13 protein-coding genes are annotated in these 13,125 nt (G+C 56.2%); 4 read left to right on the plus strand and 9 right to left on the minus strand.

What is annotated here, in order from left to right; genetic code table 11:
• The first annotated feature begins 98 nt into the window (after positions 1–98).
• Complete coding sequence (gene fldB, locus ACERY3_RS21525) at positions 99–620, plus strand: flavodoxin FldB (protein ID WP_039262979.1); 522 nt, start codon at positions 99–101, stop codon at positions 618–620.
• 6 nt (positions 621–626) lie between these two features.
• Here fldB and ACERY3_RS21530 read toward each other — a convergent pair whose 3' ends face one another.
• The gene (locus ACERY3_RS21530; protein WP_021242050.1) at positions 627–1,037 is read right to left on the minus strand and encodes a protein YgfX; all 411 of its coding nucleotides are present in this window, start codon (positions 1,035–1,037) and stop codon (positions 627–629) included.
• On the minus strand, positions 1,018–1,284 hold the full coding sequence (sdhE, locus tag ACERY3_RS21535) for an FAD assembly factor SdhE (RefSeq protein ID WP_010435322.1): 267 nt from the start codon (positions 1,282–1,284) through the stop codon (positions 1,018–1,020). Before sdhE ends, ACERY3_RS21530 begins: the two co-directional genes overlap by 20 nt.
• A gap of 294 nt (positions 1,285–1,578) precedes the next feature.
• Between sdhE and ygfZ the strand changes: the two genes are divergently transcribed.
• Positions 1,579–2,559 (plus strand): tRNA-modifying protein YgfZ, encoded by a 981-nt coding sequence (gene ygfZ, locus ACERY3_RS21540; protein WP_319877000.1) that lies wholly within the window; start codon positions 1,579–1,581, stop codon positions 2,557–2,559.
• 74 nt (positions 2,560–2,633) lie between these two features.
• On the opposite strand, the gene ACERY3_RS21545 is transcribed toward ygfZ, so the two are convergent.
• Positions 2,634–3,293, minus strand: coding sequence for a hemolysin III family protein (locus tag ACERY3_RS21545; protein ID WP_033146591.1), 660 nt, complete (start codon positions 3,291–3,293; stop codon positions 2,634–2,636).
• Between the two features lie 165 nt (positions 3,294–3,458).
• Complete coding sequence (gene yqfB / locus ACERY3_RS21550) at positions 3,459–3,770, minus strand: N(4)-acetylcytidine aminohydrolase (RefSeq protein ID WP_058840913.1); 312 nt, start codon at positions 3,768–3,770, stop codon at positions 3,459–3,461.
• A gap of 51 nt (positions 3,771–3,821) precedes the next feature.
• Between yqfB and ACERY3_RS21555 the strand changes: the two genes are divergently transcribed.
• Entirely contained in the window at positions 3,822–4,553 is a 732-nt protein-coding gene (locus ACERY3_RS21555) for a MurR/RpiR family transcriptional regulator (RefSeq protein ID WP_032660101.1), read from the plus strand.
• A 116-nt stretch (positions 4,554–4,669) separates the two neighbouring features.
• Complete coding sequence (gene bglA, locus ACERY3_RS21560) at positions 4,670–6,103, plus strand: 6-phospho-beta-glucosidase BglA (protein WP_058840914.1); 1,434 nt, start codon at positions 4,670–4,672, stop codon at positions 6,101–6,103.
• Positions 6,104–6,186: 83 nt separating this feature from the next.
• On the opposite strand, the gene ACERY3_RS21565 is transcribed toward bglA, so the two are convergent.
• From ACERY3_RS21565 to ubiI, 5 genes are all read right to left on the minus strand, one after another.
• Complete coding sequence (locus ACERY3_RS21565; protein ID WP_032660097.1) at positions 6,187–6,930, minus strand: SDR family oxidoreductase; 744 nt, start codon at positions 6,928–6,930, stop codon at positions 6,187–6,189.
• A gap of 70 nt (positions 6,931–7,000) precedes the next feature.
• A complete protein-coding gene (gene gcvP / locus ACERY3_RS21570; RefSeq protein WP_373226474.1) occupies positions 7,001–9,892 on the minus strand; it encodes an aminomethyl-transferring glycine dehydrogenase in 2,892 nt (963 codons plus the stop codon).
• 124 nt (positions 9,893–10,016) lie between these two features.
• Entirely contained in the window at positions 10,017–10,406 is a 390-nt protein-coding gene (gcvH, locus tag ACERY3_RS21575; RefSeq protein ID WP_008499718.1) for a glycine cleavage system protein GcvH, read from the minus strand.
• A 23-nt stretch (positions 10,407–10,429) separates the two neighbouring features.
• Positions 10,430–11,524, minus strand: coding sequence for a glycine cleavage system aminomethyltransferase GcvT (gene gcvT, locus ACERY3_RS21580; RefSeq protein ID WP_029739208.1), 1,095 nt, complete (start codon positions 11,522–11,524; stop codon positions 10,430–10,432).
• Positions 11,525–11,921: 397 nt separating this feature from the next.
• Positions 11,922–13,124 carry an FAD-dependent 2-octaprenylphenol hydroxylase gene (gene ubiI, locus ACERY3_RS21585; RefSeq protein ID WP_373226475.1) on the minus strand — a complete coding sequence of 401 codons (1,203 nt, stop codon included), beginning with the start codon at positions 13,122–13,124 and terminating at the stop codon, positions 11,922–11,924.
• Position 13,125 lies beyond the last annotated feature (1 nt).

Below are 13,125 nucleotides of genomic sequence, written 5' to 3' on the forward strand. Positions count from 1 at the left end.
AGCCCCTTTGATTCTGCAGTCAGGCCATTATGCCTGATTGCGACCGGTTTCTGGTACACTACGCGCATAGTCAAAGCAAGAATTGAGATAGTTACGCGATGAATATTGGTCTGTTCTATGGTTCCAGCACCTGCTACACCGAAATGGCGGCAGAGAAAATTCGCGACATCATTGGCCCGGAACTGGTGACGTTGCATAACCTGAAAGATGACGCGGTCGCGCTGATGGAACAGTACGATGTCCTGATCCTTGGCATCCCAACCTGGGATTTTGGTGAGATACAGGAAGACTGGGAAGCCATCTGGGATCAACTCGATTCGGTCAATCTCGACGGCAAAATCATTGCCATGTACGGCATGGGGGATCAGCTGGGCTACGGGGAATGGTTCCTGGACGCGCTCGGCATGCTGCATGACAAGCTGGCGCCGAGAGGGGTGTCGTTTATCGGCTACTGGCCAACCGAAGGTTACGAGTTCACCAGTAAAAAACCGATTATTGCCGACGGCGAGCTGTTTGTTGGACTCGCGCTGGATGAAACCAACCAGTACGATCTCAGCGATGAGCGCCTGCAAAGCTGGTGCGAGCAGATTCTGGGCGAAATGGCTGAAAAGTTTAGCTAACGCGCATTACCCCTGCGTCGTCTGTTGCAACAGCATCCGGCGCAGGTCTCGCCACTCGGCAGCATCCATACTGTCAGCCGCCAGCCACAGATGCTGGCAACGCCCGCCGTCCACCTTGCGTAACCGTAACATCATGCCGCAGTTGAGCATCCAGGGCATACCGAGAATATCCCACTCTTTACCCTGCCAGCGCAGGCGGGAATCCATCAGTAATTTAATCTCTCCCTGACGGGCATTAATGCGACGCTGGCTGCGTACGCTGTCAAAAACGACAAACGACAGTAACAGCAGCCACAGCGGCGTATAGCTCAGCGGCCACGGCATCAGCAAAACAAAGGCCGCAACCAGGCCGTGGAGCAATAAAGACATCCACTGCGAGCGCCACGAGACGCGAAGATCAGATTGCCACAGGACCACGTTCCCGATTCCGTGTTTGAATTAATTGCACCATCCGTTGCAACTCGGTGTCGGCGGGTTTGCCGTGGTTCATCAGCCAGTTGAATAAATCCGGATCGTCAGACTCAAGCAGGCGAACAAACAGACGCTTATCATCATCGCTTAAGCTGTCATACTCATATTCGAAGAAAGGCATGATGGAAATATCAAGTTCACGCATGCCGCGACGGCACGCCCAGTGAATACGGGCCTTGTTGTTAATATCCATGTTCAGTTTCCTGCATTACGTTTGGCACAGTTGGCACCCCGTTCAGTGTTCTTTATTTCTCTACGGGGACACCAGCTAGTGTAACGTGTTTTTGACCGTTTCATTACTGGAATATTGCGATCGCCGAGCAGGCTTCCAGAATAATCCCTACAAAGACAGCGGATTACATTATTTTGCGTAGCGCTACGCATAACCGGTTTAGGGCACAAATGGTCTGTTGAAAGCGCTTGCATTGCCTGCAGGCTCTTTTACCATTAGGCATTATCAAAGCGTTAAGCAATTCAGGATATCGTTATGGCATTTACACCATTTTCTCCTCGCCAGCCCGCCGCCTCTGCGCGTCTGCCGCTGACGCTTATTTCTCTTGATGACTGGGCGCTGGCAACGCTCACCGGTGCCGACGCCGAAAAATATCTGCAGGGCCAGGTGACCGCCGACGTCAGCCAGATGACCGAACACCAGCACCTGCTGGCAGCGCATTGCGATCCAAAAGGCAAAATGTGGAGCAACCTGCGACTCTTCCACCGTCAGGACGGCTTTGCTTTTATTGAGCGCCGCAGCCTGCAAGAGGCCCAGCTCAAAGAGCTGAAGAAGTACGCGGTCTTCTCCAAAGTCACTATCGCCCCGGACGACGAACATGTCCTGCTGGGAGTGGCCGGTTTTCAGGCGCGTGCGGCGCTGAAAAATCTCTTCAGCGAACTGCCGGATGCAGAAAAGCAGGTGGTCAGCGAAGGCGCGACCTCCATCCTGTGGTTTGAACACCCGGCGGAGCGTTTCCTGTTAGTCACGGATGCGGCAACGGCCGAACGCGTGACAGAAGCGCTGCGCGGCGAAGCGCAGCTCAACAACAGTCAGCAGTGGCTGGCGCTGAACATCGAAGCGGGTCTGCCGGTGATTGACGCCGCAAACAGCGCGCAGTTTATTCCTCAGGCAACGAACCTACAGGCGCTGGGGGGTATCAGCTTTAAAAAGGGCTGTTATACCGGCCAGGAGATGGTGGCACGTGCAAAATTCCGCGGGGCAAACAAACGAGCGCTGTGGACGCTGGCGGGCCATGCCAGCCGTGTACCTGAAGCGGGTGAAGACTTAGAGCTGAAGATGGGTGATAACTGGCGCCGCACCGGCACCGTGTTAGCCGCCGTACAGCTCGATGATGGACGTCTTTTGGTGCAGGCCGTCATGAACAACGATATGGAAGCCGACAGCGTGTTCCGCGTGCGTGACGATGCGAACACGCTGAGCATCGAGCCGTTGCCATATTCGTTAGAAGAGTAATCGTATCCAGGTGTCCTCCCTCTCCCTGTGGGAGAGGGCCGGGGTGAGGGCAACCACCCGCACGGTGGAAAAAACTACACCTGCCCCACGTACAAATAGATCGCCAAAAAGTGGCATACGCTGCCGCCGAGCACAAAGCCGTGCCAGATGGCATGGTTGTATGGGATGCGCTTGCAGACGTAGAAAATCACGCCGAGCGAGTACACCACGCCGCCTAAGGCCAGAAGCGTCACGCCCCCTACCGACAGTTTGATTGCCAGTTGATACACCACAATCAGCGACAGCCAGCCCATTGTCAGATAGGTGACCAGTGACAGCACCTTAAACCGGTGCGCGATGGTCAGCTTAAACAGGATCCCCAGCAGTGCCAGGCTCCAGATAACAATCATCAGGCCACGCGACAGCGGTGAGTTGAGCCCCACCAGCAGAAACGGTGTGTAAGTGCCTGCAATCAGAAGATAGATAGCGCAGTGGTCAAATTTCTTGAGCCACATCTTGGCCCGCTGATGCGGGATCGCGTGATACAGCGTCGACGCCAGGAACAGCAGGATCATACTCCCGCCATACAGGCTGTAGCTGGTAATGGCCATCGCGCTGGCATTGGCGTCCACCGCCTGCACCAGCAATAACACTAAACCGACAATCCCAAACACCAGGCCAATGCCGTGGCTGATGCTGTTGGCTACTTCCTCAGCCAGCGAATATCCCTGTGCGATTAATGGTCTGCTCACCATACAAAACTCCGGGAAAACAAAAGATGATTATTCATCGCATAACTATGCTAACTGAGAATGATTCCAGTGAACACCTGTTAGCTAAAATAAAGTTAAACATAACATTTCTAAATTACAATCAGACAGTTACACTTTAATTTCAGCGAACGTGCGTTTCGATTTTAACTAGAGGCGTTTAAAATCAATCACATAAAACTGGTCCTGCCTGGGGTAGATCTCTGCGATCACGCTTTTCAATGCATCCAGGGTCATGTTCTCCTGTTCAGCATGTTTTTGCGTCAATGTGTCGAACGTAACGGTTGACGTTCCTGTTACTTCAATGGTGCAAAAATAACCATCATCTTCATAACGCCCCACCCGCAGGATATCGCCGGTTTTGAAATGGGATTCACTTTTATCCCGGATAGTGATGGTTTTACGTCCGGCCAGGATGTCGTCCTGAAAGCGCTGAAAAAAAGTGATGTCGTTTGGCTGCATGTTATTATTCCCTGAAGAAAAGTCTGATGAGTGAGTGTAGCCATTGTGAGCATGTTCTCCCATTCCGCCATTGCCAGTCTCAATAACCTGGAGATGATGGTCTACAACTATGTCATAAAAAATCGTGACAAAGTGATGTACATGACCATCCGCGAGCTGGCGGATGCGGCAGACGTCTCAACCACGACCATCCTGCGCTTTTGCCGCAAGCTTAACTGCGAAGGGTATTCTGAATTTCGGGTGCGCTTTAAGCTTTATCTTGAACAGAACGAGCCCCAGCAGGCAAATTTCGGTGCCAGCGAAATTATCAGCTTTTTTAAAAGCGTGAATAATGAAGAGTTCGACGCGCTATTAGATAAGGCGGTTGATATTATTTTATCGTCAGAGCGAATTATATTTGTCGGTGCCGGAACATCGGGTTCGCTGGCAAAATATGGCGCACGCTTCTTTTCTAATATCGGGAAATTCAGTAACCATATTGATGACCCTTATTTCCCGGTCACCAATGATATGGCGAAAAATGCGCTGGCGATTGTGCTTTCCGTCTCGGGCGAGACCGAGGAGATCCTGCGCTTCGCCAGCCAGTTCAGCCTGCATCACTGCAAGGTGCTCTCGATAACCAGCCACGAGCACTCGCGTCTCGCAAAACTGGCGGACTTTAATCTCTCCTGGCATGTTCCTCAGACGCGTATTGCAGGCGTCTACGACATCACCACGCAAATTCCCGTCATTTATATTCTGGAGTCTCTCGGACGTAAACTGGCGAAGAAACTCACAGAATAAAACACCCTGTTTTTTTGGTGTAACAAATCACATTTACTGTAAATTGTTATATCGTGACATTCAATTTCGCTTTGCTAGACTCGATGCCAATAAGCCATTTATTGAGAAGAGCAGCGATGAAAAAATTAACCTTACCAAAAGATTTTTTATGGGGCGGCGCGGTTGCCGCTCACCAGGTTGAAGGCGGCTGGAACAAAGGCGGAAAAGGGCCAAGCATTTGTGACGTATTGACCGGCGGTGCGCACGGCGTCCCGCGCGAAATCACCCAGGAAGTCGTGCCGGGTAAATACTACCCAAACCACGAGGCCATCGACTTCCACGGCCACTATAAAGAAGACATCAAGCTGTTTTCCGAGATGGGTTTCAAGTGCTTCCGCACCTCTATCGCCTGGACGCGCATCTTCCCGAAAGGTGACGAAACGCAGCCAAACGAAGAGGGGCTGAAGTTCTACGACGATATGTTCGACGAGCTGCTGAAATACAACATCGAACCGGTGATCACCCTCTCCCACTTCGAAATGCCGCTGCACCTGGTGCAGGAGTACGGTAGCTGGACCAACCGTAAAGTGGTCGATTTCTTTGTGCGCTTCGCGGAAGTGGTCTTTGAGCGCTACAAAAACAAGGTCAAATACTGGATGACCTTCAACGAAATCAATAACCAGCGTAACTGGCGCGCGCCGCTGTTCGGTTACTGCTGCTCGGGCGTGGTCTATACCGAACATGACAATCCGGAAGAGACCATGTACCAGGTCCTGCACCACCAGTTTGTGGCCAGCGCCCTGGCGGTGAAAGCCGCGCGCCGCATCAACCCTGAGATGAAAGTCGGCTGCATGCTGGCCATGGTGGCGCTCTATCCGTTCTCCTGCAAACCGGAAGACGCGATGTTCGCCCAGGAATCCATGCGCGAGCGCTATGTCTTTACCGACGTCCAGCTGCGTGGTTACTACCCGTCCTACGTGCTGAACGAGTGGGAGCGCCGCGGCTTCTCCATCAAAATGGAGGCAGGCGATGAGCAGATCCTGCGTGAAGGTACCTGCGACTACTTAGGTTTCAGCTACTACATGACCAACGCGGTGAAAGCGGAAGGCGGGACCGGCGATGCGATTTCCGGCTTCGAAGGCAGCGTGCCGAATCCGCACGTGAAGGCGTCCGACTGGGGCTGGCAGATCGATCCGGTAGGCCTGCGCTATTCCCTGTGCGAACTGTACGAACGTTATCAGAAACCGCTGTTTATCGTGGAAAACGGGTTCGGCGCCTACGATAAGGTGGAAGAGGACGGCAGCATCAACGACGACTATCGCATCGACTACCTGCGTGCCCACGTGGAAGAGATGATCAAAGCCGTGACGCACGACGGCGTGGATCTGATGGGCTATACGCCATGGGGCTGCATCGACTGCGTGTCGTTCACCACCGGTCAGTACAGCAAGCGCTACGGCTTTATCTACGTGAACAAGCACGACGACGGTACGGGCGACATGTCGCGTTCACGCAAGAAAAGCTTCGAGTGGTATAAGGGCGTGATTGCCAGCAACGGCGAGAAACTTTAATGCCGTAACGCCGGGCGGCGCTACGCTTGCACCGGCCTACGATTGAACCCCTCTCCCTTTGGGAGAGGGTTAGGGTGAGGGGCTTATTTCCCGCCAGCCAACTCAATAAAACTGCCCGTTACGTACGACGCCTTCTCGCTCAGCAGCCAGACAATCGCCTGCGCCACCTCTTCCGGCTGGCCGCCGCGCTGCATCGGCAGCAACGATTTCACGCGATCCACTCGCCCCGGCTCTCCGCCGGACGCATGAATATCGGTATAAATTAGACCCGGACGTACGCAGTTGACGCGAATACCCTGCGCCGCCACCTCCAGCGATAGCCCGGTTGTCAGCGAATCCACCGCCCCCTTGGACGCGGCATAATCCACATATTCACCCGGCGCGCCCAGACGCGACGCGGCGGAAGAGACGTTCACTATCGCCCCGCCCTTGCCGCCATGCCTGAAGGACATGCGTTTTACCGCTTCCCGGCAGCAGAGAAAGTAGCCCGTGACGTTGGTCGCCAGGACGCGGTTAATGCGCTCAGCGGAGAGGTTCTCGATAGTGGATTGCTCAAACAGAATGCCCGCATTATTGACCAGCGCACGAAGCGGCTCGCCTTCACGATCGAGGCTGTCAAACATCGCCAGCACCTGGGCTTCATCACTGATATCCGCGCGGACGGCAAACGCTTTACCGCCCGCTTCAACGATCTGGTTGATCACGTCCGTCGCGGCTTTAATGTTGTGGTGATAGTTCACCGCCACGGTGTAGCCTTCGCGCGCCAGCTGCAGCGCGGTGGCTTTTCCAATGCCCCGGCTGGCGCCGGTGACCAGTGCTATTGCCATTTTCTTCTCCCAATAAAAAAGCCGGGTGGCGGCTTCGCCTTACCCGGCCTTTATGACTACACCAATAATATTACTGGTATTCGCTCATCGGCACGCAGGAGCAGAACAGATTACGGTCGCCGTAGACGTCATCAAGACGCTTCACGGTCGGCCAGTATTTGTTTGCCACGCCTGCCGGGAAGACGGCCAGCTCGCGGGAATAACCGTGGTTCCACTCGGAGACCATCTCATGCTGGGTATGCGGAGCGTTGACCAGCGGGTTATCTTCCAGCGTCCATTCGCCGTCCTGCACGCGGTCGATCTCCATGCGGATCGCCAGCATCGCGTCGATAAAGCGGTCCAGCTCGGCCTTGCTTTCAGACTCGGTCGGCTCAACCATCAGCGTACCCGCAACCGGGAACGACATGGTTGGCGCGTGGAAGCCGTAGTCAATCAGGCGCTTGGCGATATCCAGCTCGCTAATGCCGGTCTGCTCTTTCAGCGGACGAATATCGAGGATACACTCGTGCGCCACGCGACCGTCGCGGCCGGTATAGAGCACCGGGAAGGCGGACTTCAGGCGAGTCGCAATATAGTTGGCGTTGAGGATCGCCACCTGGCTCGCCTGCTTCAGCCCTTCCGCGCCCATCATGCGGATGTACATCCAGCTGATTGGCAGGATAGAGGCGCTACCGAACGGTGCCGCAGAGACCGCGCCCTGACGGGTCAGCATGCCTTCAATCTGCACAACGCTGTGGCCTGGGACAAACGGCGCCAGGTGCGCTTTCACGCCGATAGGACCCATGCCCGGGCCGCCACCGCCGTGCGGGATGCAGAAGGTTTTGTGCAGGTTCAGGTGCGACACGTCCGCGCCGATAAAGCCCGGAGAGGTAATGCCCACCTGAGCGTTCATGTTCGCGCCGTCGAGGTAAACCTGACCGCCGTACTGGTGCACCACTTCGCACACTTCACGGATAGTCTCTTCGTACACGCCGTGGGTAGACGGGTAGGTCACCATGATGCAGGAGAGCTTGTCGCCCGCCTGCTCGGCTTTCGCGCGCAGGTCGGCCAGATCGATGTTTCCGTTCTTATCGCAAGCAACCACCACCACTTCCATGCCCGCCATCTGGGCAGAGGCCGGGTTGGTACCGTGGGCGGAGCTTGGGATCAGGCAGATATCGCGGTGACCTTCGTTGCGGCTTTCGTGATAGTGGCGGATCGCCAGCAGGCCCGCGTACTCGCCCTGCGCGCCGGAGTTCGGCTGCATGCAGAGCGCGTCATAACCGGTCAATTTCACCAGCCAGTCGGAAAGCTGGTTGATCATCATGTGATAACCTTCTGCCTGCTCTGGCGGGCAGAACGGGTGCAGCTCGGAAAATTCAGGCCAGGTGATCGGGATCATCTCTGCCGCGGCGTTCAGCTTCATGGTGCACGAGCCCAGCGGGATCATCGCCTGGTTCAGCGCCAGATCCTTGCGCTCCAGAGAGTGCATATAGCGCATCATCTCGGTTTCGCTGTGGTAGCGGTTAAACACCGGATGCGTCAGGATCGCATCGTTACGCAGCATGCTTTCCTGAATGGAGCGGCTGTCGAGCGCGACCTCTTTGTCGAGCGCGACCTCTTTGTCGAGCGCATCAATGTCCAGACCGTGCGCGTCACCCAGCAACACGCTGAACAGGTTCAGGATATCGTCGCGGGTGGTGCTTTCATCCAGCGTAATGCCGACGGCGTTGTGGATGTCGCTGCGCAGGTTGATCTCTGCTGCATTCGCGCGCGCCAGCACGGCCGCTTTGTCCGCCACTTCCACACACAGGGTGTCGAAGTAGTGAGCGTGGCGCAGCTTAAGGCCTTTCTGCTGCAGACCGCAGGCCAGAATATCAGCCAGACGGTGAATGCGGCTGGCAATGCGTTTCAGACCAGCCGGGCCGTGGAACACGGCGTACAGGCTGGCGATGTTTGCCAGCAGCACCTGCGAGGTACAGATGTTGGAGTTCGCTTTCTCGCGGCGGATGTGCTGCTCGCGAGTCTGCATCGCCATGCGCAGCGCGGTGTTACCGGCAGCATCTTTTGAGACGCCGATAATACGGCCTGGCATAGAGCGTTTGAATTCATCTTTCGCACCGAAGAACGCCGCGTGCGGGCCGCCGTAGCCCATCGGCACGCCAAAGCGTTGTGCAGAACCGAATACGATATCCGCGCCCTGTTTGCCCGGCGCCGTCAGCAGCACCAGCGCCATAAAATCGGCGGCAACGCTGACAACCACTTTGCGGGTTTTCAGCTCGGCAATCAGCGCGCCGTAGTCGTGTACTTCGCCCGTTGTCCCCACCTGCTGCAGCAGCACGCCGAAGACGTCCTGGTGATCCAGCACTTTGTCAGCGTCGTCTACGATCACGTCAAAGCCGAAGGTCTCTGCGCGGGTACGCACCACGTCCAGCGTCTGGGGATGCACGTCCGCCGCCACGAAGAAGCGGTTGGCATTTTTCAGCTTGCTCACGCGTTTTGCCATCGCCATTGCTTCGGCGGCGGCGGTCGCTTCATCCAGCAGCGAGGCGGAGGCGATATCCATACCGGTCAGATCCAGCGTCACCTGCTGGAAGTTCAGCAGCGCTTCCAGACGGCCCTGAGAGACTTCCGGCTGATACGGGGTGTAAGCGGTGTACCAGCCCGGGTTTTCCAGCATGTTGCGCAGGATAACCGGCGGTAACTGCACGTTGGTGTAGCCCATGCCAATGTAAGACTTATAGCGCTTGTTTAGGCCTGCGATAGCCTTCAGCTCCGCCAGCGCGGCGAATTCCGTGGTGGCTTCCCCCACCTGAGGCGGCGTGGCAAGCTGGATGTCTTTTGGCACAATCTGGCCGATCAGTGCGTTTAATGAATCCGCGCCAACTGTCTTCAGCATCTCCTGCTGTTGCTGAGCATCCGGCCCAATGTGACGTTCAATGAAGGCGCCACGGTTTTCAAGCTGGCTTAAAGTCTGTGTCATGAGCGATGGTTCCTGAAACGTGCAGTGAATTTAAGTTCCCTCTCCCTCTGGGAGAGGGTTAGGGTGAGGGGAAGATGGGCACCCTCGCCCCTGCCCTCTCCCGAGAGGAGAGGGGGATAAACGATTACTCGTCTTCTAACAGTGCTTCGTACGCGGTCGCATCCAGCAGCGCGGCAACCTGAGATTCGTCGCTGGCTTTGATCTTGAAGATCCAGCCGCCTTCATAAGGCTCGCTGTTCACCAGCTCTGGCGAATCGCTCAGCGCGTCGTTGACGGCAACGATTTCGCCGCTTACTGGAGCGTAGATATCAGAAGCCGCTTTTACGGACTCCGCCACGGCGCAGTCGTCACCCGCGCTAACGGTCGTGCCCACGTCAGGCAGGTCAACAAACACCATGTCGCCCAGCAGCTCTTGCGCGTGCTCGGTGATCCCTACGGTGTAAGTGCCGTCCGCCTCTTTGCGCAGCCACTCGTGTTCTTTGCTGTATTTCAGTTCTGCTGGCACATTGCTCATTGAAGTTCTCCTGATAAAAATGATTAGGCGACCGGCTTACCGGCGCGAACAAAAATCGGTTTGGTCACGTTGACCGGCATTTCGCGGTTGCGGATTTGCACCACCGCCGTTTCGCCAATGCCCGCCGGCACGCGTGCCAGTGCAATACTGTAGCCCAGCGTCGGGGAGAAGGTACCGCTGGTGATCACGCCTTCGCGAGGATTGCCGTCGGCATCGGTAAAGCGCACCGGCAGTTCACCGCGCAGCACGCCCTTCTCGGTCATCACCAGACCCACCAGCTGTTCAGTGCCCTTCTCGCGCTGCATCTCCAGCGCTTCACGGCCAATAAAGTCACGGTCAGCCGGTTCCCATGCGATGGTCCAGCCCATGTTGGCGGCCAGCGGAGAGACGCCTTCATCCATCTCCTGACCGTAGAGGTTCATCCCCGCTTCCAGACGCAGCGTATCGCGCGCGCCCAGACCCGCAGGCTTCACGCCCGCTTCCACCAGCGCACGCCAGAAATCAGCGGCCTTCTCGTTCGGCATCGCAATTTCGTAGCCCGCTTCACCGGTGTAGCCGGTGGTGGCGATAAACAGATCGCCCGCCTGCACGCCGAAGAACGGCTTCATGCCTTCGGTTGCTTTGCGCTGCTCGTCGTTAAACAGAGACGCGGCTTTCGCCTGCGCGTTCGGCCCCTGCACGGCGATCAGCGACAGATCGTCACGGACGGTGATGTCGATGGCATAAGGTTCGGCGTGTTGGGTGATCCAGGAGAGGTCTTTTTCGCGGGTGGCGGAGTTGACAACGAGGCGGAAGAAATCTTCAGTGAAGTAATAGACGATAAGGTCATCAATCACGCCGCCCGAGGCGTTCAGCATGCCGGTATAGAGCGCTTTACCCGGCGTCTTCAGTTTGGCGACGTCGTTTGCCAGCAGATAACGCAAAAACTCCCGGGTGCGGCTACCGCGCAGATCGACAATCGTCATGTGGGACACGTCGAACATACCGGCATCGGTGCGCACCGCGTGGTGCTCATCAATCTGCGAGCCGTAGTGCAGCGGCATCATCCAGCCATGGAAGTCCACCATGCGGGCGCCGCATAACACGTGTTGTTCGTACAAAGGAGTCTGTTGAGCCATCTTGTCCTCGTTGAAAAATTCATCGTGAAACCCGGTATCGGCCCCGTCACCTGGCGCCGACGCAAACATTCTCTTTTACCCGAACTTACCACCGAAACCGGCGGTTAACCATAAGGTAAAACGGGTCATCACATTAGCTTATGACCAAAAAACGCTAAAAAGCCTACAGAGTTATTCACTGGAAAAATGCGATTAACCCCGCACAAAATTAACAATGATCTAACAGGATTTAGCACATGGTGATATTTCATGCGGAAAAACGGGCCGAATTTCCGTAACATAAAATCCCGTAGATTAGATTTTCTAATGCGAAAAATGACGTGAAATTAGAATATTTCAAACGAGGGAATTTCCCCGGCGCAGAGGCCGGGAAAATAAAGTGTGACAGGGATCGAGATTAGCGTAACCAGTCGGGAAGATCGTTAAGACCCATCGCCTGGCGAAGAAGTTGAGGTTTGACGCCAGGAAGCGTATCGGCCAGTTTAAGACCAATATCGCGCAGCAGTTTTTTCGCCGGATTTGCGCCGGCAAACAGCTCGCGGAAGCCCTGCATGCCCGCCAACATCATCGCCGCACTGTGCTTGCGGCTGCGCTCGTAGCGACGCAGGTAAAGATGCTGACCGATATCTTTGCCTTCGCGATGCAGGCGACGCAGTTCCTCAACCAGCTCAGCCGCGTCCATAAAGCCAAGGTTAACGCCCTGCCCGGCCAGCGGATGAATGGTATGCGCCGCATCCCCCACCAGCGCCAGACGGTGCGCCGCAAACTGACGCGCGTAGCGGCCGGTTAACGGGAACACCTGCCGCTCGCTTTCAAGGGCGCACAAGCCAAGGCGGTTATCAAACGCCATGCACAGCGCCTGGTTAAAGGCGTCCGGCGTCGCCTCCTGCATCAGCTGGGCTTTTTCAGGCACCAGGGACCAGACAATCGAGCACAGGTGCGGATCGCTCAGCGGCAGGAACGCCAGAATGCCGTCGTTGTGGAAAATCTGCCGCGCCACGCCGCCGTGCGGCTCCTCTGTTCGGATCGTTGCCACCAGAGCATGATGACGATAGTCCCAGAAGGTCAGCGGGATATCGGCTTTATTACGCAGCCAGGAGTTCGCACCGTCAGCACCGACCACCAGACGCGCAGTCAGCATGTCGCCACTCTGTAAGGTGATAAACGCCTCGTTTTCACCCCACGCCACCTGCTGGACCTGCGCAGGCGCAATCAGCGTCACGTCACTGCACTGCTGTGCTTTCTGCCACAGCGCGTGGTGGATCACCGCGTTTTCGATGATATGACCCAGATGGCTGTAGCCCATGCTTTCATCATCAAAAGCAATATGGCCAAAGCTGTCTTTATCCCACACTTCCATGCCGTGATAGCAGCTGGCGCGCTGCGCCACAATATCTGCCCAGACGCCAAGGTGCGTCAGCAATTTCTCGCTGGCGGCATTGATCGCCGAGACGCGGAGTTCCGGCGGGGCATCTGGCGCAACGGGCTGAGGCTGCTTTTGCTCCAGCACCGCCACGCGCAGGCCGCTGCCCTGTAAACCGCAGGCCAGCGCCAGTCCGACCATACCGCCGCCAACGATGGCGACATCAACATTTTGCACG

The sequence above is a fragment of the Enterobacter cloacae complex sp. ESBL7 genome (genome assembly GCF_041679625.1).
GTDB lineage: Bacteria > Pseudomonadota > Gammaproteobacteria > Enterobacterales > Enterobacteriaceae > Enterobacter > Enterobacter asburiae_B.

Coding starts and splice junctions, on each gene's coding strand:
- fldB (WP_039262979.1), top strand. CDS start 99: ATGAATATTGGTCTGTTCTATGGTTCCAGCACCTGCTACACCGAAATG.
- sdhE (WP_010435322.1), bottom strand. CDS start 1,284: ATGGATATTAACAACAAGGCCCGTATTCACTGGGCGTGCCGTCGCGGC.
- ygfZ (WP_319877000.1), top strand. CDS start 1,579: ATGGCATTTACACCATTTTCTCCTCGCCAGCCCGCCGCCTCTGCGCGT.
- ACERY3_RS21545 (WP_033146591.1), bottom strand. CDS start 3,293: ATGGTGAGCAGACCATTAATCGCACAGGGATATTCGCTGGCTGAGGAA.
- yqfB (WP_058840913.1), bottom strand. CDS start 3,770: ATGCAGCCAAACGACATCACTTTTTTTCAGCGCTTTCAGGACGACATC.
- ACERY3_RS21555 (WP_032660101.1), top strand. CDS start 3,822: ATGTTCTCCCATTCCGCCATTGCCAGTCTCAATAACCTGGAGATGATG.
- bglA (WP_058840914.1), top strand. CDS start 4,670: ATGAAAAAATTAACCTTACCAAAAGATTTTTTATGGGGCGGCGCGGTT.
- ACERY3_RS21565 (WP_032660097.1), bottom strand. CDS start 6,930: ATGGCAATAGCACTGGTCACCGGCGCCAGCCGGGGCATTGGAAAAGCC.
- gcvP (WP_373226474.1), bottom strand. CDS start 9,892: ATGACACAGACTTTAAGCCAGCTTGAAAACCGTGGCGCCTTCATTGAA.
- gcvH (WP_008499718.1), bottom strand. CDS start 10,406: ATGAGCAATGTGCCAGCAGAACTGAAATACAGCAAAGAACACGAGTGG.
- gcvT (WP_029739208.1), bottom strand. CDS start 11,524: ATGGCTCAACAGACTCCTTTGTACGAACAACACGTGTTATGCGGCGCC.